Annotated in this window: 19 protein-coding genes and 1 pseudogene; 8 read left to right on the plus strand and 12 right to left on the minus strand. The window is 64.5% G+C overall.

From position 1 onward, the window contains the following. Window positions 1–2: 2 nt before the first annotated feature. The 3 genes from HV675_RS22195 to HV675_RS22205 all read left to right on the plus strand — a co-directional run bounded on the left by HV675_RS22195 (window position 3) and on the right by HV675_RS22205 (window position 4,759). The gene (locus HV675_RS22195) at window positions 3–1,775 is read left to right on the plus strand and encodes a GMC family oxidoreductase (protein WP_175113245.1); all 1,773 of its coding nucleotides are present in this window, start codon (window positions 3–5) and stop codon (window positions 1,773–1,775) included. Continuing rightward, on the plus strand, window positions 1,772–3,208 hold the full coding sequence (locus HV675_RS22200) for a cytochrome c (RefSeq protein WP_175113246.1): 1,437 nt from the start codon (window positions 1,772–1,774) through the stop codon (window positions 3,206–3,208). Before HV675_RS22195 ends, HV675_RS22200 begins: the two co-directional genes overlap by 4 nt. A 381-nt stretch (window positions 3,209–3,589) precedes the next feature. Then, window positions 3,590–4,759 (plus strand): FUSC family protein, encoded by a 1,170-nt coding sequence (locus tag HV675_RS22205; protein WP_175113247.1) that lies wholly within the window; start codon window positions 3,590–3,592, stop codon window positions 4,757–4,759. Between the two features lie 180 nt (window positions 4,760–4,939). On the opposite strand, the gene HV675_RS22210 is transcribed toward HV675_RS22205, so the two are convergent. From HV675_RS22210 to HV675_RS22230, 5 genes are all read right to left on the minus strand, one after another. Next, window positions 4,940–5,371, minus strand: coding sequence for a VOC family protein (locus tag HV675_RS22210; protein ID WP_175113248.1), 432 nt, complete (start codon window positions 5,369–5,371; stop codon window positions 4,940–4,942). A 278-nt stretch (window positions 5,372–5,649) separates the two neighbouring features. Further along, complete coding sequence (gene tal / locus HV675_RS22215) at window positions 5,650–6,603, minus strand: transaldolase (RefSeq protein WP_175113249.1); 954 nt, start codon at window positions 6,601–6,603, stop codon at window positions 5,650–5,652. 381 nt (window positions 6,604–6,984) lie between these two features. Continuing rightward, window positions 6,985–8,196, minus strand: a complete 1,212-nt coding sequence (locus HV675_RS22220) for a benzoate/H(+) symporter BenE family transporter (protein WP_175113250.1) — start codon at window positions 8,194–8,196, stop codon at window positions 6,985–6,987. A 261-nt stretch (window positions 8,197–8,457) separates the two neighbouring features. Next, window positions 8,458–9,636, minus strand: a complete 1,179-nt coding sequence (locus HV675_RS22225) for a vWA domain-containing protein (protein ID WP_175113251.1) — start codon at window positions 9,634–9,636, stop codon at window positions 8,458–8,460. A gap of 34 nt (window positions 9,637–9,670) precedes the next feature. Beyond that, complete coding sequence (locus HV675_RS22230) at window positions 9,671–10,513, minus strand: AAA family ATPase (RefSeq protein ID WP_175113252.1); 843 nt, start codon at window positions 10,511–10,513, stop codon at window positions 9,671–9,673. 680 nt (window positions 10,514–11,193) lie between these two features. Here HV675_RS22230 and HV675_RS22235 point away from each other — a divergent pair. Then, window positions 11,194–11,562, plus strand: a complete 369-nt coding sequence (locus HV675_RS22235; protein ID WP_175113253.1) for a c-type cytochrome — start codon at window positions 11,194–11,196, stop codon at window positions 11,560–11,562. 100 nt (window positions 11,563–11,662) lie between these two features. Further along, window positions 11,663–12,022 (plus strand): c-type cytochrome, encoded by a 360-nt coding sequence (locus HV675_RS22240; protein WP_246270477.1) that lies wholly within the window; start codon window positions 11,663–11,665, stop codon window positions 12,020–12,022. Window positions 12,023–12,236: 214 nt separating this feature from the next. Here the strand turns inward: HV675_RS22240 and HV675_RS22245 are convergent, their stop codons facing one another. The 3 genes from HV675_RS22245 to rsxB form a co-directional block, all read right to left on the minus strand. Next, window positions 12,237–12,671: a DUF1841 family protein gene (locus tag HV675_RS22245; protein WP_175113255.1), complete on the minus strand. Its 435-nt coding sequence runs from the start codon at window positions 12,669–12,671 to the stop codon at window positions 12,237–12,239. A gap of 260 nt (window positions 12,672–12,931) precedes the next feature. After that, complete coding sequence (gene nth, locus HV675_RS22250) at window positions 12,932–13,576, minus strand: endonuclease III (protein WP_175113256.1); 645 nt, start codon at window positions 13,574–13,576, stop codon at window positions 12,932–12,934. 17 nt (window positions 13,577–13,593) lie between these two features. Further along, on the minus strand, window positions 13,594–14,715 hold the full coding sequence (gene rsxB, locus HV675_RS22255; protein WP_246270474.1) for an electron transport complex subunit RsxB: 1,122 nt from the start codon (window positions 14,713–14,715) through the stop codon (window positions 13,594–13,596). Between the two features lie 482 nt (window positions 14,716–15,197). Between rsxB and HV675_RS22260 the strand changes: the two genes are divergently transcribed. Then, a complete protein-coding gene (locus tag HV675_RS22260; protein WP_175113257.1) occupies window positions 15,198–15,830 on the plus strand; it encodes a TetR/AcrR family transcriptional regulator in 633 nt (210 codons plus the stop codon). A 108-nt stretch (window positions 15,831–15,938) separates the two neighbouring features. On the opposite strand, the gene HV675_RS22265 is transcribed toward HV675_RS22260, so the two are convergent. After that, entirely contained in the window at window positions 15,939–17,219 is a 1,281-nt protein-coding gene (locus HV675_RS22265) for a polyhydroxyalkanoate depolymerase (protein WP_175113258.1), read from the minus strand. Window positions 17,220–17,414: 195 nt separating this feature from the next. Continuing rightward, window positions 17,415–19,283, minus strand: coding sequence for a glycoside hydrolase family 15 protein (locus HV675_RS22270; RefSeq protein ID WP_175113259.1), 1,869 nt, complete (start codon window positions 19,281–19,283; stop codon window positions 17,415–17,417). 285 nt (window positions 19,284–19,568) lie between these two features. Between HV675_RS22270 and HV675_RS22275 the strand changes: the two genes are divergently transcribed. Next, window positions 19,569–19,814 (plus strand): hypothetical protein, encoded by a 246-nt coding sequence (locus tag HV675_RS22275; RefSeq protein WP_175113260.1) that lies wholly within the window; start codon window positions 19,569–19,571, stop codon window positions 19,812–19,814. Window positions 19,815–19,970: 156 nt separating this feature from the next. On the opposite strand, the gene HV675_RS22280 is transcribed toward HV675_RS22275, so the two are convergent. After that, the gene (locus HV675_RS22280) at window positions 19,971–20,111 is read right to left on the minus strand and encodes a DUF3096 domain-containing protein (protein WP_175113261.1); all 141 of its coding nucleotides are present in this window, start codon (window positions 20,109–20,111) and stop codon (window positions 19,971–19,973) included. A gap of 468 nt (window positions 20,112–20,579) precedes the next feature. Here HV675_RS22280 and HV675_RS22285 point away from each other — a divergent pair, with 468 nt between their 5' ends. After that, complete coding sequence (locus tag HV675_RS22285) at window positions 20,580–21,737, plus strand: lactonase family protein (RefSeq protein ID WP_175113262.1); 1,158 nt, start codon at window positions 20,580–20,582, stop codon at window positions 21,735–21,737. A 125-nt stretch (window positions 21,738–21,862) separates the two neighbouring features. Here HV675_RS22285 and HV675_RS22290 read toward each other — a convergent pair. After that, a pseudogene (locus tag HV675_RS22290) lies at window positions 21,863–23,404 on the minus strand (DNA translocase FtsK); the annotation flags it as partial. Window positions 23,405–24,752 lie beyond the last annotated feature (1,348 nt).

The raw sequence follows: 24,752 nt of genomic DNA on the forward strand, positions 1-24,752 counted from the left end.
CGATGGCGATCAAAAAAGACAAGGTCGATGCGGTGATGGTCGGGTTCGGCTGGACCGGCGCGATCATGGCGATGGAAATGACCGAAGCGGGACTGAACGTGCTCGCGCTCGAACGCGGCGAGATGCAGGACACGGCGAACACCGCGAAATACCCGAATATCGCGGACGAACTCTCGTATGCGATTCGCGGCAAGCTGTATCAGGATCTGTCGAAGGAGACGCTCACGTTCCGGCATGCGCCGGACGGTCTCGCGGTGCCTTACCGGCAGCACGGCGCGATGTTGCTTGGCAACGGCGTCGGCGGCGCGGGCTTTCACTGGAACGGACTGACGTGGCGTCCGCACGCGTCGGACCTGCAATTGCGCAGCCACTATGAGCAGCGCTACGGCAAGTCGTTCATTCCGGACGATATGACGATTCAGGATTTCGGCGTCAGCTACGACGAGCTCGAGCCGTATTTCACGCGCTTCGATGAAGTGGCCGGCATCTCGGGCAAGGCGGGCAACCTGAACGGCAATCTCGTGCCGGGCGGTAACCGTCACGAGTCGTGGCGCAGCAGGGAGTATCCGACGCCGCCGCTGAAGGACGTCTACGGTGCGCAGCTGTTCGCGCGTGCCGCGCGCGAGCTCGGCTACGAGCCGTTCCCGATTCCGGCCGCGAACGTCTCGACGCCATACACGAATCCGTACGGTGTGCGTCTGGGACCGTGCAACTTCTGCGGCTACTGCGAAGACTTCGGCTGCTATATGTATTCGAAGTCGTCGCCGCAGACCGCGATTCATCCGGCGCTGTACCAGAAGAAGAACTTCGAGCTGCGCACGCGCTGCCAGGTGCTGCGCGTCAATCGCGATGCGAGCGGCAAGGTCGCGACCGGCGTCACCTATATCGACGCGCAAGGGCGCGAGATCGAGCAGCCGGCCGACATCGTGTTTCTGAGCGCGTTCCAGATGCACAACGTGCGGCTCCTGCTGCTGTCGGGCATCGGCCAGCCGTACGATCCGGCGACCGGCGAGGGCGTGGTCGGCCGCAACTTCGCGTATCAGATGAACGGCGGCGTGAATGCGTTCCTGCCGCAGGGCACGCAACTCAATCCGTTTATCGGCGCGGGCGGCGGCGGTCAGTCGATCGACGATTTCAACGGCGACAACTTCGATCACGGTCCGCTTGGTTTTATCGGCGGCGCGAACGTTCGCCACAATCGAACCGGCGGCCGCCCGATCGGGCAAGCGGGCGTGCCGAAAGGCACGAAGGGCTGGGGCAGCGGCTGGAAGGCCGCTGTGCAGGACAGCTACCAGCGGATGATGACGATCGTCGCGCAAGGCTCGGTGATGTCCTATCGCGACAACTACCTGAGTCTCGATCCGAACTATAAGGATGCCTACGGCCAGCCGCTGTTGCGCGTCACGTTCGACTGGCACGAGAACGAGTTGAAGATGACGCAGTACACGGTCGCGCAGGCTGAACGCGTTGCGCGCGTGCTGACCGATCACGTCGATGTGAACGCGCGCAAACTGGGCTCGCACTTCGATACGCGCGTCTATCAGAGCACGCATACGACGGGCGGCGCGGTGTCGGGCGGCGATCCGAAGACGAGCGTCGTGAACCGCTATCTGCAGAGCTGGGATGTGCACAACGTGTTCGTGCTGGGCTCGTCCGCGTTCCCGCAGAACTTCGGCTACAACCCGACCGGCCTGGTCGGCGCGCTCAGCTACTGGGCGGCGCGCGCGATTCGCGAACAGTATTTGAAGAACCCCGGCCCGATGGTGCAAGCATGAGACGCGCGCTGACTAAACTTCGCTCCTGGGCGGTGGGCGCGGCGGCGCTTGCCGTTGCGTTCACATTGTTTGGTGGGGCTGGCGCGCTCGCGGTGGCGGCGTCCTCCGGTGGCGCTTCGGTTGGCGCTTCGGTTGGCGCTGGTATCAGCGGCGGCGCGAGCGCGAGCATCGGCGCTGGCACTGGCACTGGCACCGGCACCGGCACCGGCACGAGCACGAGCACCGGCTTTGACGACGCGGCACTGATCAAACGAGGCGAATACCTCGCACGCGTCGCCGACTGCGCCGCGTGCCATACCGCGGAGGGCGGCAAGCCGTTTGCGGGCGGCCTGCCACTGCAGACGCCAATCGGCACCGTCTTCTCGACCAACATCACGCCGGACGCGCAAACCGGCATCGGCGGCGACACATATGCGGACTTCGACAACGCGCTGCGGCACGGTGTGTCGAAGGGGGGCTATACGCTGTATCCGGCGATGCCGTATCCGTCATATGCGCGCATCCAGCCGGATGACGTGAAGGCGCTCTACGCGTACTTCATGCATGGCGTCACGGCGGTTCATCAGCCGCGCACGGCAAACGGTATTCGCTGGCCGTTGTCGATGCGCTGGCCGCTCGCGCTGTGGCGCATCGCGTTCGCGCCCGGCGTCGCGGCCGGCGCGAATGCGCAAGCCGCGGATGATGCGACGGTCTCGCTCGAACGCGGCCGCTATCTCGTCGAAGGCCTCGGGCATTGCGGCGCGTGTCACACGTCACGCGGCATGCTGTTGCAGGAAAGGGCGCTCAACGACACCGGCGGCCCGGCCTTCCTGCAAGGCGGCGTGGTCGAGCAGTGGTTCGCGAACAATCTGCGCGACGATCGCGCGGACGGTCTCGGCGACTGGAGCCGCGAGGATATCGTCGCGTTCCTGAAGGCGGGCCGCAATGCGCACTCGGCCGCGTTCGGCGGAATGCACGACGTCGTGCTCGACAGCACGCAGTACATGAGCGACACGGACCTCAGGTCGATCGCCGACTATCTGCAATCGCTTGCGCCGGCTGGTCAGCGGGCGTCGCTGGTGTACGACGATACGGCGGCGCTCGCGCTGCATGCGGGGCAGACCGGCGCGCCGGGTGCGCGAACCTTCCTCGACAATTGCGCGGCTTGCCATCGCTCGGACGGCAACGGCTACGACGGCGTCTTTCCCCGGCTCGCGCTCAGCGCAACGGTGAACGCGCAGGATCCGACTTCGCTGATCAGTCTCGTGCTGCACGGCGCATCGATGCCCGGCACGCAGAGCGCGCCGACCGTGTTCACGATGCCCGCGTTCGGCGAGCGGCTCAACGATCAGCAGGTTGCGGACGTCGTCACGTTCATTCGCAGTGCGTGGGGTAATCAGGCGCCGCCGGTCGATGCCGACGCGGTGCGGCGCATCCGCAACGGCAGCCGGTGATGCTGTTTGCATGCCGTGCCATACCGTGCCATACCGTGCCATACCGTGGCGTGCCGTGGCGGAGTGCGGTGCTGTGGCGCCGTGCGGTGCCGTGCCGTGGCGCGGTGCAAAGTAAAGCAGTGCGGTGCAGTGCCGGCAGTACGGTGCGATGTGACGCCGCGGGCAGTTTCGACGGTCCGATGAAATGTGCAGCTTTTCCCGGCGCCACTGCGTGAAGGTGCGCGGCGACGCCGGGTCGACCTCTGGAAAATCGCCCGGCGCGCGCTAGCCGGGCGATTTTCTTTGGCGTGGCACTTTCCGGGCTGCGTCGACGTGCGCGATACTGTGCGGTGTCAAGCATGCACTGACGCGCCCCCCCATTCGAACGACTGCGAGGCGTCTATGGCTCTGGACGATTCGAAACACGCCCCCGGCGGCCCGGCCATCGCGCAAGGCGCGCGGCGACGCTCGAGCGTCGCCCGTCTGCTGCGCACGCTGACCTCGCCGTACTACCGTTACCGGAACGCGAAAGTGCTGCACGGCCTGCGTGTCGGCATCGCGATGCTGGTATCGATCGTGTTGATCTACGCGACCGACGTGCCGCACGGCATCTGGGCATCGATTACCGTGCTGATCGTAATCGGCGGCCTGCAGCATCACGGCAATATTCGCCGCAAGGCGCTCGAGCGGACCATCGGCACGCTGCTCGGCGCCGCGCTCGGCCTGGCGCTGATCGTCCAGCACACGCTGTTCGGCTCGTTCGTCGCGACGGCGCTTCTGATGTCGGCGGTCGCGGCCATCTGCGGGTCGTTTGCGATCGGCGCGTACGGCTATATGGCGTTGCTGACCGCGATCACGATGTGCATCGTCGGCGGCTTCGGCGACAACCAGGTGGCCGACGGCTTGTGGCGCGCGGCCGATGTCGCGATCGGCACGGTTATCGCGCTCGCGTTTTCATTCGCGCTGCCGCTGCACGCGACCTACACGTGGCGCTACCTGCTTTCCGACAATCTGCGCGAATGCGCGCGCATCTATACGCGGATGGCGCATGGCGACTGGCTTTCCGCTGAAGAACAGAACGCGGCGTTTCTGCGCATGGGGCGGCGGCTCGTGCAATTGCGCGCGGTGATGCCGTGGGTCGCGAAGGAGATCGAGGTCGCGCCGGGGCGGCTCGATCAGATCCAGCAACTGCACCGCATGCTATTGAGTGCGTTGGAGATCATGTCGAACGGTGTGCTGACGCGTGGCGATGCGGCGCTGCGCGCCGGGTTTGCCGGGCAGTGCGGACGGGATGCGAGCGCAGTGCGCGCCGTGCTGCTCGACCTCGCGCGTGCACTGCGCTTTACGAATATGCCGCACTTCAGGATGCCCGACGCGCTGCCGCCCGCGCTGCTGGACCCTGCCGCATTCGCCGGCGCGGCCGCGGAGCTGCAAGGACCGTGCTGGTTGAACGAACGGGTCGCGGAACAGGTGGAGCGCTTGCGTGCGCTGCTCGTTGAAACCGAGCCTGGTTGGAACATCGAACGGCGCACGCGGGTCGCGCACCGGCACGAACATCAGGAACAGCATTGACGCGGCGGCGCGTGGTGTGATGACGCGCCGCCGCGGCGGGTTGATTCATGCGAGAGATTGAGCGGACCAGTTCAGCAAACGGAGCCAGCGATCGCGAGTCGGCGATCTCGAGTCAACGATCCCCGAGTCGGCGATCTCGATTCAGCGATTCCCGATGCAACGGCCCCCTCCAAAGGGTAATCAATTCGTCTGACCGGCGTAGTGCGGGCTCGTCACCATCCACAGGATGCCGAAGCGGTCAGTCACCATACCGAAGCCATCGGTCCAGAAAGTCGGCTGCCAGGGCATCAGCACGTTGCCGCCGTCGCTGAGCGCGTTGAACAGCCGCTCGGCGGACGCGCGGTCGTCGCCGGTCAGCGACAGTCCGAAGCCGCTTGGCATAGCGTTTCCCGGTTCGCAGTCGCCGTCGGACCCCATCAGCTCGGTCGCGCCGATGCGAAATGTGCAGTGCATGATCTTGTCTTCGGTGCCGGGCTTGATCGGGCGTTCGGGGTTCGGCGGCGCCTCCCGGAAATACTTCTGGAACAGCACGTCGGCGCCGAGCTTCTCGCGGTAGAACTGGAGCGCTTCTGCGCAGCGGCCGTTAAAGAAGAGGTAAGGCTGGACTAGCATCGTTGTCTCCCTGGATCAGCGTGTCGCGCGCGTCATTGGCGAAACACAAGCTGTGCTGACGATTCTAGTCCGCGTGTCTCGCGAGACTGTGAAAGTTTGATTGCCTGGCGCGCGCTGGGCGCAAGACGATACGGATGGCGCACATGGCACGCCGGCACATCACACGATGCATCATAAAAAAGCGCGTACGGCAGAAAAGCCGTACGCGCCGTTTTCCACGACACGCATTGCCGGACACGCTGCGGACAACCGCCCGCGCCGCGCCCACAACGCACTGTTTAACGCAGCGATTCGATCAGCTTTTCGAGCTTGACCGCATCGGCGGCGAACACGCGGATGCCTTCGGACAGCTTTTCGGTCGCCATTGCCTCATCGTTGACGAGGAAACGGAACGACGGCTCATCGACCGGCACGCGCGCGATTTCCGCATTCTTGCTCGCATCCGGCGACAGCTTGCGTTCGACCTTGTCCGTGCTGTCGTGCAGCTTTTGCAGCAGGTCCGGGCTGATCGTCAGCAGATCGCAGCCGGCCAGTTCGAGAACCTGACCCGGCGTGCGGAAGCTCGCGCCCATCACTTCGGTCGGGTAGCCGAACTTCTTGTAGTACGCGTAAATGCGGCGCACCGACTGCACGCCCGGGTCGTTCGCGCCGCCGTCGCGCGCCTCGTCCCAGTTGCTGCCGGCGTTCTTCTTGTACCAGTCGTAGATGCGGCCGACGAACGGCGAGATCAGCTGCGCGCCCGCTTCAGCGGCGGCGGCCGCCTGCGCGAGCGAGAACAGCAGCGTCATGTTGCATTTGATGCCTTCCTTCTGCAGCACTTCGGCCGCGCGGATGCCTTCCCACGTCGAGGCGAGCTTGATCAGCACGCGCTCGCGCTCGATGCCCGCTTTCTTGTAGTGCGCGATCAGCTCGCGCGCCTTGTCGAGCGACGCTTTCGTGTCGAACGACAGCCGTGCGTCGACTTCGGTCGATACGCGGCCCGGGACGATTTTCAGAATCTCGGTGCCGAACGCGATCAGCAGATGGTCGATGATCGCGCCGACCGGCTTCGACGCGTGATCGCGCACGGTTTTTTCGAGCAGAGGCTTGTAGTCGTCCTTCTGCACGGCCTTCAGTACCAGCGACGGGTTGGTTGTCGCGTCTTGCGGTTTGTACTGGGCGAGTTGCTGGAAGTCGCCGGTGTCGGCGACGACAGTCGTGAATTGCTTGAGTTGATCGAGTGCAGTAGTCATGTCGAGCCTTTAAGGCGCGTGCGCGCCGTGGTCAGAAAATGATGACGCTGCCGGTGGTGCCGATCTGTTGCCGGCTGGCCGGCGAACCGGTCATCCCGCAGGTCCCGCAGTGCCGGGGCGGCGCGGCATTCGATGCCGGCGCGCAACGGCCTCCCGATAGATGGCCGCCACGCGTCGCACGGAATACCGTCCGATCCGTTCATTTTATGGCGGATCGGCTGCCCGTGGTTCGATTGGTGGTGCGGGCCGCATGCGGCGGGCGTCCGGCGAGCCTTGTGCGTCGCCGGAAAGCCGCATCCGGCGTGCCATGCGCGTGTATTCAGGCGCTCGGCGGGCGCCGGAGCGTTGCGCCGTATGCAGCCGCCGCATGGCGCGCGGGCGTCATCGCTTGCGTGCGTTCAGCACGAACTGGGTCAGCACGCCCGCGACCAGACCCCAGAACGCCGAACCGATCGACAGCAACGTCAATCCGGACGCGGTCACCATAAACGTGACGAGCGCCGCCTCGCGTTGCCGGCCGTCCTGCATCGCGTTTGCGAGGCCGCTCATGATCGAGCCGAACAGCGCGAGCGCCGCGACCGACACGACGAGCGCTTTGGGCAGCGCGGCGAAGAGCGCCGCGATGGTCGCGCCGAACACGCCGGCGATCAGATAGAAGACGCCGCACCAGAGCGCGGCCGTATAGCGCTTTGTACGGTCTTCGTGCGCGTCGCGGCCGGTGCAGATTGCCGCGGTGATCGCCGCCAGATTGATGCCGTGCGAGCCGAACGGCGCGAGCAGCAACGATGCGAGGCCGGTGGTCGCGATCAGCGGCGAGGACGGCGTCGTGTAACCGTCGGCGCGCAATACCGCGATGCCGGGCACGTTCTGTGACGCCATCGCGACCACGAACAGCGGGATGCCGATGCTGACGATCGCGGACAGCGAGAACGCGGGCACGGTCAGCACCGGCTTCGCGAGCGCGATCTGGAAGTGGCTGAATTCGAGCAGGCCGAGGCCGCCGGCCACCGCCGCGCCGACCAGCAGCGTCGTGACGATCGCGTAGCGCGGCGCAACCCGCTTCACCGCGAGGTACGTGAAGAACATCGCGAGCACGAGCGCGGTCTGGAATTGCGCGGCGCGAAAGATTTCGATGCCGATCTCGAACAGGATGCCGGCGAGCAGCGCCGAGGCGATGCCGGCCGGAATCTTTTTCATCAGCGTGTCGAACCAGCCGGTCAACCCGACCGCGGTCAGCAGCAGTGCGCACGCGATAAACGCGCCGATCGCCTGCGCATAGCCGACGTTCGGCAGCGACGCGACCAGCAGCGCGGCGCCGGGCGTCGACCACGCGATCACGATCGGCGCGCGAAAGCGCAGCGACAGGCCGATCGTGCAAAGCCCCATGCCGATCGACAGCGCCCAGATCCACGACGAAATCTGCGCATCGGTCAGATGCGCGGCGCGGCCGGCCTGGAACATCAGCACGAGTGAGCTCGTGTAGCCCGTCATCATCGCGACGAAGCCGGCGACCAATGCCGATAGCGACGTATCGGCAAGCGGTCTCAATGGAGCGGGCGCGGCGGGCGACAGATTGGGAGAGGGGGAACTCATGCGAACGAGGTCTCAGAGATTGTTATGTTGCGTTATTGTGTTGCGTGATTGATACGGTTTGACGCGAATTCAGTGCGGCATTCTGCCGCATTCTGTCGCGTTTTGTCCTGTTTGTGCGCGCGGTGGACCGAGGGTTTGCCCGCGTCGGTCGGCACAATCGCGCAGCGGCAAGCCTGCTGCGGGACTGTTCGTCACACCGGACTCCGCAACGGCGCGCGCCCGCGATGGCCCGCATCCGCAACGGTCTGCCCGCGCGGCGATCTACTTGCTGAGCACCCGCATCGCCGCTTCGAGTCCGGCGAGCGTGAGCGGGTACATCCGGTGGCTGAGCACCTCGCGAATCACCGACACCGACTGCCGGTATTCCCACAGACCTTCCGGTTCCGGATTGAGCCACGCGAAGTGCGGGAAATGGTCGGCGAGGCGCCGCAGCCAGATCGCGCCCGCTTCATGGTTGTTGTATTCGACCGAGCCGCCCGGTTGCAGCACCTCGTACGGGCTCATCGTCGCGTCGCCGACGAAGATCAGCTTGTAGTCCGTAGTGAACTTGTGCAGCACGTCCCACGTCGACGTGCGTTCGGTGTGGCGGCGTCGATTGTTCTTCCACAGGAAGTCGTACACGCAGTTGTGGAAGTAGTAGAACTCGAGATGCTTGAACTCGGCCTTCGCGGCTGAAAAGAGTTCTTCCGTGCGTTTGATGTGATCGTCCATCGAGCCGCCGACGTCGAGCAGCATCAGCACTTTCACGTTGTTGTGCCGCTCCGGCACCATCTTCAGGTCGAGCCAGCCGGCGTTCGCGGCGGTGCTGCGGATCGTGTCGGGCAAATCGAGTTCTTCGGCCGCGCCTTCGCGCGCGAAGCGGCGCAGGCGCCGCAGCGCGACCTTGATGTTGCGCGTGCCGATCTCGACCTGGTCGTCGTAGTCGCGATACGCGCGCGCGTCCCACACCTTCACCGCGCTGCGATTGCCCGCGGCGTCGTCGCCGCCGATACGGATGCCTTCCGGGTTGTAGCCGCCATTGCCGAACGGCGAGGTGCCGCCTGTGCCGATCCATTTGCCGCCGCCTTCGTGACGGCCCTGCTGCTCGTCGAAGACCTGTTTCAGGCGTTCCATCAGCTTGTCGAGGCCGCCGAGCGCTTCGATCTGCGCCTTTTCCGCAGGCGTCAGATCGCGCTTCATTTTGTTGACGAGCCAGTCGTCGGGCAGATCGAGCGCGAGCGCGGCCGTCTGTTCGATGCCCTTGAAATACTCGCCGAACGCCTGGTCGAACTTGTCGAAGTACTGTTCGTCCTTCACGAGCGTCATGCGCGACAGATAGTAGAACTCGTCGAGCGACGGTGCGATCACGTTGGCTTTGAGCGCTTCGAGCAGCGTCAGATATTCCTTCACCGACACCGGCAGTTTCGCGGCGCGCAGCGTATAGAAAAAGTCGATCAGCATGCCGGATTCTCCGCCGTGCGGCGCCCGCTCAACTTCAACGGTTGTTGCGGTTCATAAACACGAGGCGCTCGAACAGCGCCACGTCCTGCTCGTTTTTCAGCAGCGCGCCGGCGAGCGGCGGCACGACCTGCTTGTGATCGCTCGAATGCAGCGCTTCGGGCGGGATGTCTTCGGCGAGCAGCAATTTGAGCCAGTCGAGCAGTTCGGAGGTCGACGGCTTTTTCTTCAGGCCCGATACGTTGCGCAGTTCGTAGAAGCTTTCGAGCGCCGCGCGCAGCAGTTCCTGCTTGATGCCGGGATAGTGCACCTCGACGATTCTCTGCATCGTCGCCGGCTCGGGGAACTTGATGTAGTGGAAAAAGCACCGGCGCAGAAACGCGTCCGGCAATTCCTTTTCGTTGTTCGACGTGATGATCACGAGCGGGCGCTGCTTCGCTTTCACGAGCTCGCGCGTTTCGTACACGTAGAACTCCATCCGGTCGAGTTCGCGCAGCAGATCGTTCGGAAACTCGATGTCGGCCTTGTCGATTTCGTCGATCAGCAGCACCGTTTGCTGGTCCGCTTCGAACGCCTGCCACAACACACCTTTCACGATGTAATGACGGATGTCCTTTACGCGCTCGTCGCCGAGCTGCGAATCGCGCAGCCGCGATACCGCGTCGTATTCGTAGAGGCCTTGCTGGGCCTTGGTCGTCGACTTGATGTGCCATTGCAGAAGCGGCATGCCGAGGGCGGCCGCGACTTCCTCCGCCAGCATCGTCTTGCCGGTGCCGGGTTCACCCTTGATCAGCAGCGGCCGCCGCAACGTCATCGCGGCGTTGACCGCGAGCTTCAGGTCGTCGGTGGCGACGTACTGCGATGAGCCTTCGAAACGCATGGCGGGACGCTCGTTCGGGGAAAATCCCAGTATAAGGCAGATGGGCTGGCGGCCCTGGCGCTGCGGGCTTATCGTTTCGCCCGCGTTACCGGTGTTGCGCTGGGTGTGCTGCCTCACACCTCGTGGCGCGGTCGCGCGTGTCGGGCGCTCGGCTCGCGATTGGCTCGCGATTGGCGTGAAAGGAGGCGGGCAGCGGTGTGCCGCGGGTCCGCCGCAGCGAAATTTCCACGGGCGCGTGTTAGACCAGACGCGGTGTCTGACGCAGGCAAGCCCACATGCAGACCCAGTTGCAGACCGGGGGGACAGGTCCGCAGCGTGGGGTCCAGATGTAAGCCCGGATGCCGGCCCGATGCGGCGCGCGGCGTGACACAATCCGCCGATGCCCGTCCGGTGGACGTCCGGCGCGGCGTCGCGGTACAATTGGGCCGATTTTTTTGGCCTGCGTGGCGATCAACAAGAAAAGATGGCGCGGGTCGCCGCTTTTCTGTGCGCCCGTTTTTTGAGGCCATGATTCGGGGCTTGTACGTTGTGCGCCGCACGTGCTTGTCGACCGGGGTCGAGGTTTTTGCGCCGCCCCCTGTCCATGCAGATAAGGTCGCCGCCGCACGCCGTGCACTGGGCTCTCGTTTTTTGTGCCCTCGTTTTTGTGCCGTTTCCCCTCAAGCCAGGTTACAAGAGCTATGAAAAAATTCGTCGGCAAACACGTCGTGATCGCAGCGCTGTCGGGCATTGCGGGCCTCGCGGCCAGTGCGCACGCAGCGGATGTCGTCGGCAACGCGAAAGCGGGCCAGGGCAAGGTCGCGATGTGTATCGGCTGCCACGGTATCCCCGACTACCGGACGGCCTACCCGGAGGTCTACCGGGTACCGATCCTCGGCGGCCAGAATGCAGCGTATCTGAGCAACGCATTGCATGCGTACAAGAAGGGCGACCGCCACTTCGACACGATGCGCGCGGTCGCGAGTTCGCTGTCGGACCAGGATATCGCGGATATCGCCGCCTACTACGCGGCGCAAACTCCCACTTCGAAGAACAACCCCGACAAATGACCGGCTGCGCACTGTTGATGCAGTTGTTTAGCACGATCGCTCGGTCATTCCGCTACGCGGGCCAGGAGAATTCATGAAGAAGCACCCACACGACCTCCACATGAAGTTCAAGATTGCATGCGCGTCGTTTGCGCTGGCCGGTTTCGCTGTTGCATCGAATGCGGCGCACGCGGCCGATGCGGACAACGGCAAGACGCTGGTTGAAAACCACAATTGCGCAGCCTGTCACGGCGCGAAGCTGAACAATCCGGTGACGCCGGAATATCCGAAGCTCGCGGGGCAGCACGCGGACTACATCTACTGGGCGCTGCGCCAGTATCAGATGGGCACCGGCAATCCGCACCTGGGTCGCAACAACGCGATCATGCAGGCGCAGGTGCAGAGCCTGTCGCTGAACGACATGAAGGACATCGCCGCCTATATCGAATCGCTGAAAGGCGATCTGGTCGAGAAGAAGTAATCGGTCGATCGGCGAGTTTCACCGGTTCGCCAGTTCACCAGTTTCGATGAAGAACACCCCGCTGCGTGCGGGGTGTTTGCTTTTGTGCGTCAGATGTGTCGAGGCGGTAGCGGTCGCTTGCGCATGATGCCGCGTGGTGCCGCTTGATGCCGCCTGATGCCGCGTGAGCCACACTCCCGGTCGCGTCGCGCCGGTTCCTGCTCACGCGTGTATTTCAGTCACGCGTCGCGCGGCGCTCGATACGTTGCAGGTAGGCGTCCGTGTCGGGCGGTGTGTTGGTGCGTTGCGCTTCCCAGATCGTCTCGCCAAGACATTCCATGATCGCGTGCTGCGCATCGTGCGTCGAACCGAGCCGCGCAACGAGCCGCTCGTGCGCGATGCGAATGCCGGGCGGTTGATCGATCGACAACTGCTCGCTGATCGCGAGGTGCATCGACAGATGCAGAAACGGATTCGTCTGGCCGCGCTCAGGCGAATAATCCTGCGCGCTGGCCGCGTCGGGATCGGTCAGATCGGCGTGATATTCCGGATGCTCGACGATCCAGTCCGCCGCGATCGATTCGAGCGGTGTCAGAATTTCGCCGGCGCGCTGCTTGCGCCAGGTGTCGGTGAAAAAACGTCGGACTTCGTCGCGGCTGGGATTGAACATCGTAGTAGTGAGTGCGGGAAGCGGAATCAACAAATCCAGCAGTTGAGGCGGGCGCGGCGACGCAGAGCGGTCACGCGCGATGCGATGAGTCATATTTTACGCGGTAGCGTCCGCGCCCGCCCGCCGATGCCCGCGTCCGTGTCCGTGTCCGCGCGCCGGTGCTGGCGCCCGTGCCCTCGCCTGTGTGCGCTCATGCTTATGCGCGAGTGCGAGCCCGAGCCCGCGTCCGCGCGTGGCGCACGCGGCACGGTCCGCACGCTTCACAGATCGGGCGGCGGCGTCTTCGGCTTGAACTCGCACAGCGGCTCGATCACGCAGTGCCAGCATTCCGGGCGGCGCGCCTTGCACACATAACGGCCGTGCAGGATCAGCCAATGATGCGCATCGTGTCTGAACTCGGCTGGCGTGAACTTCTCGAGCGCGGCTTCGACCGCGCGTACGTCTTTGCCCGGCGCAAGTCCGGTTCGATTCGCAACCCGAAAGATATGTGTGTCGACGGCGATCGTCGGATGGCCGAACGCGGTGTTCAGCACGACGTTCGCGGTCTTGCGCCCGACGCCCGGCAGGCTTTCCAGCGCTTCGCGCTCGGCCGGCACGGCGCCGCCGTACTGGTCGATCAGAATCCGGCAGGCGGCCACCACGTTCTTTGCCTTGGTCCGGTACAGGCCGATCGTCTTGATGTATTCCGTGACGCCCGCTTCACCCAGCTCGACGATTTGCTGCGGCGTGTTGGCGACCGGGAACATCTTGCGCATCGCCTTGTTGACCGACACGTCGGTGGCCTGCGCCGACAGCATCACGGCGATCAGCAGTTCGAACGGCGTCGTGTACTCGAGCTCGGTGGTCGGATGCGGGTTCAGGCTTTGCAGCGTCTCGAAGATCGCGCGGCGTTTGTTCGCGTTCATGCGGCGGGGTCGGCGCTTCAGCGCTTCGGGTTGGAGTGATCGGAGGCGGAGTGCGTGGCGTTGCTGCTGCCGTCGTCGCCGTGGTCGCCGTGGTCGCCGTGGTCGCTGTGGTCGCTGTGGCCTTTACGGTCGGCGTTCGTGCGGTGCTGCGCGTCGGTGCGTTCGTTCGCCGCGTGCGAAGGGGAAGGGCGGCCAGCGTCGCGCGCGGCTTGTGCCGACGGTGCGCCGCCCGCGGCTGGCTGACCGGGGTCGCCGCCGATGCCCAGGCGCCGGCGGCGCGCTTCGGCGGCGTCGATCTGCGCCTGCACGTCGGCATCGACGTTCGCCGTGTTCTGCGGGCCTTGTCCCTTCGCCGCCAACTCTTCCTTCTTCTTGCGCGCCCGTTCGAGCGCGGCCTGAATGACCGCGCGTTTTTTCGCGTCGGCATCGGCGTCGGCGTCCGCATCGGCGCTCACGTTCGCGGAGGGCGGCGTGCCGGCGCCGTGGTGCGGTGCGTTTGCCGTTGCCGGCGCACTCGCGACGCCGGCCGTGCCGCCTGCCGCACTCGCGTCGGCATGGGCTTCACCGCTGTCGGCCGCCGTGCCGCTCGTCGCGGAACGACGGGCCGCCGCGCGCGCTTCCGACGCTTCGCGTTCGCGCTCGAGACGCGCACCGCGCCGGTGATACCGCTCGCGCGCCGCGTCGGCCTGGGGCTGGCTCCATGCATCCCAGCCGGTCGCGCTGCCGGTGACCGGGATCATCGCGATGCAATCGACCGGGCAGGGAGGCACGCATAGATCGCATCCGGTGCAGAGCTCGGCGACCATCGTATGCATCTGTTTTGCCGCGCCGACGATCGCATCGACCGGGCACGCCTGCATGCACAACGTGCAGCCGATGCACAGGTTCTCGTCGATCAGCGCGACCGGCCGGGGCCGCTCGACGCCGTTGACCGGATTGAGCGGAATGACCGGCTTGCCGAGCAGCGCGGCGAGCCGCGCGATGCCCTGCGCGCCGCCCGGCGGGCACTGGTTGTAGTTCGCATCGCCTTGCGCAATCGCTTCCGCATAGGGGCGGCAGCCCTGATAGCCGCACTTCGTGCATTGCGTTTGGGGAAGCAGATCTTCGATGCGGTCTGCGAGAGTTTTCGGATCAGTCACGGTGACGAGGTCGGGACTTGCTGCACGAACGTTGATGCCGACGGCGTGGGGCAGGCGGTCATGCGGATCGGCCTGGTTGGTTCGTTGTTTCCGCTTGCGGGCGATGGTCGGGGCGGCGCTCGCACATCACGACTGCCGCCGGCGCTGGCAAATGCGATGCCAGTCATGCGCGCTGCACGGCCGCGCGGCGCTGTTGCCTGGGCGAAACACTTTGTTCACGCGCTGTGTCGGGGTTGGGACACAAGGCTTTGGCCAGTTGCCTATTATCGCCGATTTCCCCAGTTGCCATTGCCGAACCATGTGCCATAATCGAAGCGCTTTACGAATGACCGCAGGAGGGTGTTCCCACCAACCAGCCCGCGCAGCGCCGCCCATGTTGCTTCGATCAGGAAGTCCGCTCAGGAAGCCCGATCAATCAGAAGCGCCGACATGATGCTGGCGGTGTGATCCGGAATACGCGGCTCACGAAGCACGTTGCCACCATGAATCAGCCGAAAATCAAAAGAGATCCTGAAGGCACCCGTCGCCGTATCCTGCTCGCGGCGGCCGAGGAGTTCGCGAATGGTGGGTTGTTCGGCGCACGCGTCGATCAGATCGCCCGCCGCGCGGAAACCAATGAACGCATGCTCTATTACTACTTCGGTAGCAAGGAGCAGCTTTTCACCGCGGTACTGGAGCACGCGTTCAGCGCGCTCACCGAAGCCGAGCGCACGCTGGACCTGGCGGGCATCGCGCCAGTCGAGGCGATCACGCGTCTCGCGCATTTCGTGTGGGACTACTATCGCGACCATCCGGAATTGCTGCGGCTCATCAACAACGAGAATCTTCACGAAGCGCGCTATATGCGCAAGTCGACGCGCATCCGCGAAATGATCTCACCGATCGTCGCGACGCTCGGCGGCATTCTCGAGCGCGGCCAGCGTGCGGGGCTGTTTCGCACCAACGTCGATCCGCTGCGCTTTTACGTGACGCTCTCCGGCATGGGCTACTACATCGTGTCGAACCGCTTCACGCTCGAAGCGACGCTCGCGCGCGACTTCAGTTCGGCCGCGGAGCGCAGCGAGATCGTGCAGATGAACACCGAAATTCTGCTTGCGTATCTGTTGCGCCGCTAGGCGGCAGCTCTGCTGCAGCGGAAACAGAAACGGCAACGGCCTCGCGAAGAGGCCGTTGCCGTTTGTTCATGCGCGGGCGCGCCGTAGCGCGGCGCGGCGTCATGCGGGTTACGCTTCGACGCGTTCCACCTCGGCCTTTTTCGTCGTCTTGCTGTGCGCGAGAATGAAATCGCGGATTTGCGGGTAGATGATGGTGCGCCAGCGGCGACCCGAGAAAATGCCGTAGTGCCCGCATTTCTCGGCCGTGAAATGCTGGCGATGCTTCGCCGGAATACCGGTGCACAACTCGTGCGCGGCGTGCGTCTGGCCGCTGCCGGAGATATCGTCGAGTTCGCCTTCGATGGTGAAGAGGGCCGTGTGTTTGATGTCCTGCGGACGCACCAGCTCGCCGCCGACTTCCCACGTTCCTTCCGCGAGCTGGAACTCCTGGAACACGACCTGGATAGTCTGAAGATAATATTCGGCGGTCATGTCGAGCACCGCGTTGTATTCGTCGTAGAAGCGGCGGTGCGCTTCGGCATCCTCTTCGTCGCCGCGCATGAGGCTCTGGTAAAAATCCCAATGCGATGCCGCGTGCCGCTCCGGGTTCATCGCGACAAAGCCCGCATGCTGCAGAAAGCCCGGATAGACCTTGCGGCCGACGCCCGGATAGTTCGACGGCACGTTGTAAATGACGTTGGTTTCGAACCAGTTGAGCGAGTGTTGCGTCGCGAGCGAATTGACCGATGTCGGGCTTTTGCGCGCATCGATCGGGCCGCCCATCATCGTCATCGTGCGCGGCGTTTCTTCGCCGCGGCTCGTCATCAGCGCGATTGCCGCGAGCACCGGCACGGTCGGCTGGCATACCGAAATGACATGCAGGTTCTTCGCACCGATGTGGCGGATGAATTCCTGGATGTAGTCGATGTAATCGTCGAGATCGAACGAGCCGTTCTCGAGCGGCACCATGCGCGCGTCGATCCAGTCGGTGATGTACACCTTGTGGTCCTGCAGCAGCGTGCGCACGGTGTCGCGCAGCAGCGTCGCGTGGTGGCCCGACAGCGGCGCGCATACCAGCACGACCGGTTCGTCCTTCATCTGGGCGACCGCGTCGCCATCGTCGGCAAAGCGCTTGAAGCGCATCAGCCGGCAAAACGGCTTTTCGATGATCGTCTGTTCGATGATCGGAATGTTATGGCCGTCCTTGACGATCTGATGCAGCTCGAAGTCGGGCTTTTCATAGTCCTTGCCGAGCCGGTACAGCAGTTCGTAGCCCGCCGACAGGCGCGTGGCGCCCGGCACATACGCGAGCGGACTGGCCGGATTCGCGAACGACTTCGATGCGGCCTGAGCCCAGGCGGTGAGCGGGCTCAACAATGCCCGCTGGAATTCGTGAAATTGATAGAGCATGAGTGCTCCAGCGTTATTGCGGTGCGCGCGGGGCTGCGCGAAAGCACGCGTAGCGTCGAGGCGGCCCGGATAGGTTGTTAAATGGCATGAATTATCGGCCGACAGACCGTTCGATGATATCCGCGTGCGCGATATTGTGCAATGCAGCAACGGTGCGCCAGGCCACAAACGGATGTCATCATAAACGTCATCAAATCATGCTACCGGCGTGGGTTCCGTGTCGGCGTTCAACGGGCCGGCGGCCGGCCCGTGCCCGTCGTGCGGGGGCTGGCCGGTCGCTTTGGCCATTTCCTGCTCATGCTTCATCAGATTCAACCCCGTGTGCACAAGCGCGACATGTGAAAACCCTTGCGGGAAATTACCGACGAGGCGTTTGGCCACCGGATCGTACTCTTCGGCGAGCAGCCCGACGTCGTTGGCGAGCGACAGCAGGCGTTCGTACATCTCGCGCGCTTCCGTCACCCGCCCAAGCAGCGCGAGGTTGTCCACCAGCCAGAATGAACATGCAAGGAACGTACCCTCGCCGGGCGGCAGTCCGTCGTCGAATTCGGTCGTACGGTAACGCATCACAAACCCGTCGTGCATCAAATCGCGTTCGATTGCGGCGACCGTGCCTGCGATGCGCGGATCCGACGGCGGCAGGAACCCAAGCAGGGGTAACAATAGCACGCTTGCATCGAGTTCGTCGCCGCCATAGATTTGAGTAAAGGCGCTGAGCGCCGGGTTCCAGCTTTTCGCGCAGACATCCGCATGAATGCGCGCGCGCATTTCGCGCCAGTGGTCGATCGGCCCCGGCAGGTCGAACGATTCGGCTGATTTGATCGCGCGATCGAACGCGACCCACGCCATCACCTTCGAGAACGTGAAGTGCTGGCGCCCGCCGCGCGTTTCCCAGATGCCTTCGTCGGGTCCTTCCCAGATTGTTTCGAGGTGCGCGAGCATCGAGCGCTGCACGTTCCACGAGGTCTCGTCGGCCTGCAAGCCGCCGATGCGCGCGAGATGCAGCGCGTTCATCACTTCGCCGTACACGTCGAGCTGTAACTGGCCGACCGCGTTGTTGCCGATGCGTACCGGCTTCGCGCCCTGGTAGCCGGGCAGCCAGTCGAGTTCGAATTCCGGCAGGCGCCGCTCGCCGGCGAGCCCGTACATGATCTGCACCTGGTCGGGCGCGCCGGCCATCACGCGGGCGAGCCATGCGCGCCACGCGCGCGCTTCGTCGTAGTAGCCGCCGCGCATCATCGCCAGCAGCGTGATCGTCGCGTCGCGCAGCCACACGTAGCGATAGTCCCAGTTGCGTGTGCCGCCCAGCTGTTCGGGCAGTGAAGTGGTGGGCGCGGCGACGATGCCGCCGGTCGGCTCGTATGCAAGCGCTTTGAGCGTGATCAGCGAACGCTGGATTTCTTTTGCATAGCGCCCTTCGACGCTGCCCCGCGACGACCATTCGAGCCAGTGGTTCTCGGTGCGCGCGAGCGCCGTATGCGGATCGTGTGCGGGCGGGATGCGCAGATGCGATGCCGAGTAGGTCAGCGAAAACGGCACGCGCTCACCAACGCTGACCGTGAATTCGGCGACCGTGCGCATGTTCTCGCCTTTCAGTTCGACCGGCGTGCGCAACGCGACGGTATCCGGCCCGGCGATCGCCTTGATGCCGCTGTCGTGCATCAAACGGCTGACCCACGGAATCGAAAAGCCGTAGTCGAAGCGCAGCACGAGTTCCATCTGCATCTTCACGGTGCCGCGCTTGCCGATCACGATGCGGATCAGCTCGGACCAGCCATTGCCGGGCGGCATGAAGTCGACCACCGTGACCGCGCCGTCCGGCGTTTCGTAATCGGTCTCGAGGATCAGCGTTTCGCCGCGATAGCGGCGGCGCGTGGATTGCGGCGCGTCGCCGCATGGCGCGATCAGCCAGCGGCCGTTGTCCTCGGTGCCGAGCAGCGCGGCGAAGCATGCGCCGGAATCGAAGCGCGGCCAGCAAAGCCAGTCGACCGAACCATCGCGGGAAATCAAAGCGGCGGTGTGACCGTCGCCGACGAGTGCATAGTCTTCAATGGGTGCGGGCATAGGCGTGAAAATGCGGCGTGAAAATACGGCGTTAAAGCGATCAAACGATCGGGTCAAGCAACGGGTAAAAAATGCGCATCGCGCGAATGCGCCGTTCATTAGAGGCCGATCTTACCGGAGCGGCGTGGTGGTTATTGATATGACGCAAAAACGTGAAATTGAGTATTGGCAGGCCTTATTTTCAATGCCTACAATCGGATTTCCGGACGTCTAACGTAAGCGGCGGCGTTATTTGCAAACCGGCTGCCGCATTGCGCCCAAGGTGCAGTTTCGAGGATGAAAGCCATGCTGAACCCGTCGAAAACCGATTGCATCACGATTCTTTCCGCCGCCAGCAAACTGACTGACGGCTCGCTGCTGTCACTCGATTGCCGCTCGCTCGGTCTGTCTCGCAATGGTATGGAAACCGCAGCCTCGTTTTTGATCGAGCGTGCGTGTTTCAAACGCCATAGCGAAGCCGACGGTCATTATGCCGTCGGTGGTCTGTCGTTGCAGGGACGCCTGCGTCTGGACCAACTGGCAAACGGTTGAGCCCCGGTTGAGCCCCGGTTGAGCCCCCCGAACGCGCGAGCCGGCTAACGGAAATCGGGCAGGCAAGGGCACCCGAAAACGCACGCGAAAAACGCGATACGCGAGTGTGCGCCATCGAGCGAGCTGCCACGCCCGCCCGATGGCTCGGCGCATCGCTTACTTCATGCCGAACAGCCCAATCACGCCGATGATAATCAGATACAGCGCGACGATGTAGTTGAGCAGGCGCGGCATGACCAGAATCAGGATGCCGGCGATCAACGAAACGAGCGGGCCGAGACTGAGTGTGACGTTCATGAAGACTCCATGGTTTGAGTTAGCCTGATTGAGCCTCGAAAGGCCACGAGCGTTGCTGCATGATGATGCCTTGCCTCGCGAGCGAGCCGGCTTCGAGCCGACGTCGCGCACGACTGGGCGATGCGCTGTAACGCTTCTATACTTGCCGCTACCGCCCAACTACATCGATTCACTACTTCGATTCACTACACCGCAACATCTCCGGCACGTCCGCGCCCGGTCCGCAGCACGTCGCAACCTGTCGAGCGGACGGCGGACCCGCGGCACCGCAACGACCAACAAACGAATCAACAGAATCAACAAACCGATGTCAAGGAGATTGTCATGCATTGCCGCAACCGGGCGGCCGTTCACGCCGCTTTGCCGCGCTCGTTTCTGCATTCGTTGCCGCGTTTGTTCCCGCGTTTGTTCCCGCGTTTGTTCCGCTTCCCACGTTCGACAGCCTCGATCATAAAAGGTCTCGCACTCATGGTCTCGATCATTGCCACGTCCGCGTCCGCGCAAGGCACGGCCGCGTCTCCCGCCGACGGCGTCTACGACCTGCTTGTCGGCACTTACACCGGACCGAAGAGCGAAGGCATCGACGTGTATCGCTTCGACACGAAGAGCGGCGCGGCGACGCGCGTCTCGTCCGCGAAGACGGTCAATCCGTCGTATCTGATCGCGAGCCGCGACGGCCGCTTCGTGTACGCGGTCAATGAACTGCCGGGCGACAACGGGCCCGCGACACAGCGCGGCGGCATCAGCGCGTTCGGCTTCGACGCGAAGAGCGGGCAATTAACGTTCCTGAATCAGGTGTCATCGGACGGCAACGATCCGTGCTATCTGAGCCTGTCGCCGGACGGCCGCTATCTGACCACCGCGAACTATTCAGTCGCGGCCGATCCGGGCGGCAGCTTCGCGGTGTTTCCGCTCGAGGCCGACGGCAAGGTCGGCGCCGCGGTGCTCACTGTGCACCACGAAGGCGGCGGTCCGGTGAAAGGGCGGCAAGACAATGCGCACGTGCACTCGACGGTGTTCTCGCCCGACGGGCACTATCTGTTCGCGCAGGACCTCGGCGCCGACAAGCTGTTTTCGTATCGCTATACGCCCGATGGCAGCCGCGGACTGCTGGGCCCGACCGAGCATCGCTACGTCGATATGAAAGCGGGCTCGGGGCCGCGTCATCTGGTGTTCGCGCCGGACGGCAAGTATGCGTATCTGACAAGCGAACTGGCGGCGACCGTCAGCGTGTTCCGCTATGGCGACGGCAATCTCACGCTGGTGCAAACGGTGCCGATGGCGAAGCCGGGCTTCAAGGGGCAGGTAGGCGCGGCCGCGATTCATCTGTCGCCCGACGGCCGCTTCGTGTATGCAAGCAATCGCGGCGATGCGAACGAGATCGTGATCTACGCGGTCGATCCGTCCAATGGACACTTGCGCGAAGTCGGACGCCAGTCGAGCCTCGGCAAGTCGCCGCGCGAATTTTCGATCGATCCGACCGGGCACTGGTTGATTGTCGGCAACCAGAACAGCGATACCGCGTATGTATTCCGGCGCGACCTGCAAAGCGGATTGCTCGATGCGAATCCGGCGCGGCTCGATATCGGCGCGCCGGTCGATTTCGTGTGGGTGTCGCCGTCCTGAACGTCGGCGGGTTTGTGAGTGCGCGTGCCGGACTGGGGGCGGCTGCCAGTTGGCCCGTAGTCAGCCGGTAGTTGGCTGGCAGTGGGTCGTAGTTGGCCGCAGTCCGGCGGCGCACGCGCTGACGCTCACTCCGGCGCCGGCCCTGGCGCGAGCACTTCGCGGCTGCCGTTGACCCCCATCGACGACACGAGCCCCGCCGCCTCCATCTGTTCGACGAGCCGCGCCGCGCGGTTGTAGCCGATGCGCAATTGCCGCTGCACCGACGAGATCGACGCGCGCCGCGTGCGCACCACAAACGCGACCGCTTCGTCGTACAGCGGATCGGCTTCCGCGTCCGGCGTATCGCCGAACAGGTCTTGCTGCGCGCCCTCGGTCGCGGGACCGTCGAGAATGCCTTCCTCGTATTGCGGCTCGCCGAACTGCTTCAGATGTTCGACGACGCGATGCACTTCCTCGTCTGCGACGAACGCGCCGTGCACGCGCTGCGGATAGCCGGTGCCGGGCGGCAGGAACAGCATGTCGCCCTGGCCGAGCAGCGATTCGGCGCCCATCTGATCGAGAATCGTGCGCGAGTCGATCTTCGACGACACCTGAAACGCGACGCGCGTCGGAATGTTCGCCTTGATCAGACCGGTGATTACGTCGACCGATGGACGCTGCGTCGCGAGAATCAGGTGAATGCCGGCCGCGCGCGCCTTTTGCGCGAGGCGCGCGATCAGCTCTTCGATCTTCTTGCCGGCCACCATCATCAGGTCCGCGAGCTCGTCGATCACGACCACGATCATCGGCAGCGGCGACAGCGGCTCCGGGTCGTCGGGCGTCAGCGAGAACGGGTTGCCGATCTTCTTCTCCTGCGCTCGCGCGTCGCGGATTTTCTGGTTGAAGCCGGCGAGATTGCGCACACCGACCGCCGACATCAGCCGGTAGCGTTTTTCCATTTCGCCGACGCACCAGTTGAGCGCGTTCGCGGCGAGCTTCATATCGGTGACCACTGGCGCGAGCAGATGCGGGATGCCTTCATAGACCGACAACTCGAGCATCTTCGGATCGATCATGATGAGCCGCACGTCCTCGGGCGTCGCCTTGTACAGCAGCGACACGATCATCGCGTTGATCGCGACCGACTTGCCCGAACCGGTTGTGCCCGCAACCAGCATATGCGGCGCCTTCGCGAGATCGGTGACGACCGGATGGCCGGTGATGTCCTTGCCCATCGCGATCGTGAGATGCGACGACGAATTCTGATAGACGCTGGCCTCGAGAATTTCCGACAGGCTGATCATCTGGCGCTTCGCGTTCGGCAACTCGAGGCCCATGCAGGTCTTGCCCGGAATCGTTTCGACCACGCGGATCGAGGTGAGTCCGAGTCCGCGCGACAGGTCCTTCATCAGGCCGACGATCTGACTGCCGCGCACGCCGAGCGCCGGCTCGACTTCGAAACGCGTGATCACCGGGCCAGCCGATGCGCCGACGACCGTCACCGGCACCTTGAACTCCTGCAGGCGCTGTTCGATCAGTTGACCGGTTTCCGCGAGCTTTTCGTCGGAGATCGGTTCGACTTCGGTCGAGGCGCGCGCGAGCAGCGCGAGACCAGGCAATTCGATGCGCGACGCGGCCGGGGCGTGGAACTCGAAGCCCGTCGGTGCGTGGCCGCGCAGCGGCGCGCGGGCGGATGAGGCGGCGAGTGCGGGGTCGGGCGCGGACGCGGGTGTGGGCGTGTCGGCGGGGAAGGCGTGGCCGGGTGCGTCTGCGTTTTCGACGGTGTCTTCGCTCGTGTTCGCGCGGTCGGTTGCGTGGTTGTCCGTGCGGTTATCCGCGCGGTTGTCCATTTCGTCGGCGACGCTGCCGGCGGGTGCGCCGTGTTGAACCGGCGCGGGCGATGCCGCGTGCGTCGCAGTCTGCGCGCCTGGGAACGGCACCACGTTCGATGGCGTTGCGGCAACGTCTTCGGCTGGGGCAGCTTGTGCGGCTGATGTCGCTGATGTCGCTGATGTCGCTGATGCCGCATCAGGCGATGCCGGCGCCGTGGCCGCGCTCACGATATGCAGTTGCGGCGCCGGGTGGCGCGTGCTGTGTGCATCGAGCGGCGCCGCAGCGGCCGTCGAAAACTGATGCGGCAACGTCGATGAGCCGGTGCGCAGCGCGCTCACGTCATCTTCGAGCGCGTCCCATGGTGCGATCGTGGGCGGCGTGGCCGGCGTTGTGTCGGCGGCGCTTGCCGCGTTTGTCGTCTGTGCGATGGGCTCGATGTGCGGCGCAGAGGCGGGCGCGTCGTCTGTTGCAGGGTGGGGTGGCAAACCGTCCGGCGCGTAGGCATCGGCAAGGTGGCCGTGTGCGGGGCGGCTATCTGCAAGTGAGTCTTTGGCGTTCTGAATGCCAGCGGGAAGACTCTCGACGGAATGGCCTTCCGCAGCACGACCCTCTGCAGCGGAACTCTCCGCGGCGCCGGTTTCCGCATGTTCGGGCACCGCCTGCTGCGCAACTATCCCGTCGACCGGCACACCCGGCACACCCGACACACCCGGCACTCCCGGCACACCCGGCACACCCGGCACACCCGACACACCCGACACACCCGACACACCCGACACGGGCGCGTCACCCGCCCCGGACTCTGCCTCGCCCGACGACAGCTTGAGCGGCTCCGCCTGACTACGCCGCGCGAGGCTTGCGCCGGCGAGCGTCGTCCAGCGCGCTGTGTTTTCTTCGATGCTGCGCAACGTTTCGCGCACGCCCGGTGCCGGTTCGACGCGAGGTTCTGCCGGTGCGGGTCGCGTATTGCCCGATGCGGGAGAGCGTGTCGATGCGCCGTCAACCGCGCCCGATGAGCCCGATTGACGCGACGCAGACGCATGCGGCCCGGCGGCCCGCGCTCCCTGCAGGGGCGTCTGCGCCGGCGATGGCACACCGGCCCTACGCACCGGCGCGGACTGCGACGGCGCTGCGGCACCCGCGCGCGTCGCCGCCTGGCTGGATGTCGCGAATGCGCTCGCCGTCGTCGTGACAGTGCGTGTG

It is taken from the genome of Paraburkholderia solisilvae, assembly GCF_902859875.1.
GTDB lineage: Bacteria > Pseudomonadota > Gammaproteobacteria > Burkholderiales > Burkholderiaceae > Paraburkholderia > Paraburkholderia solisilvae.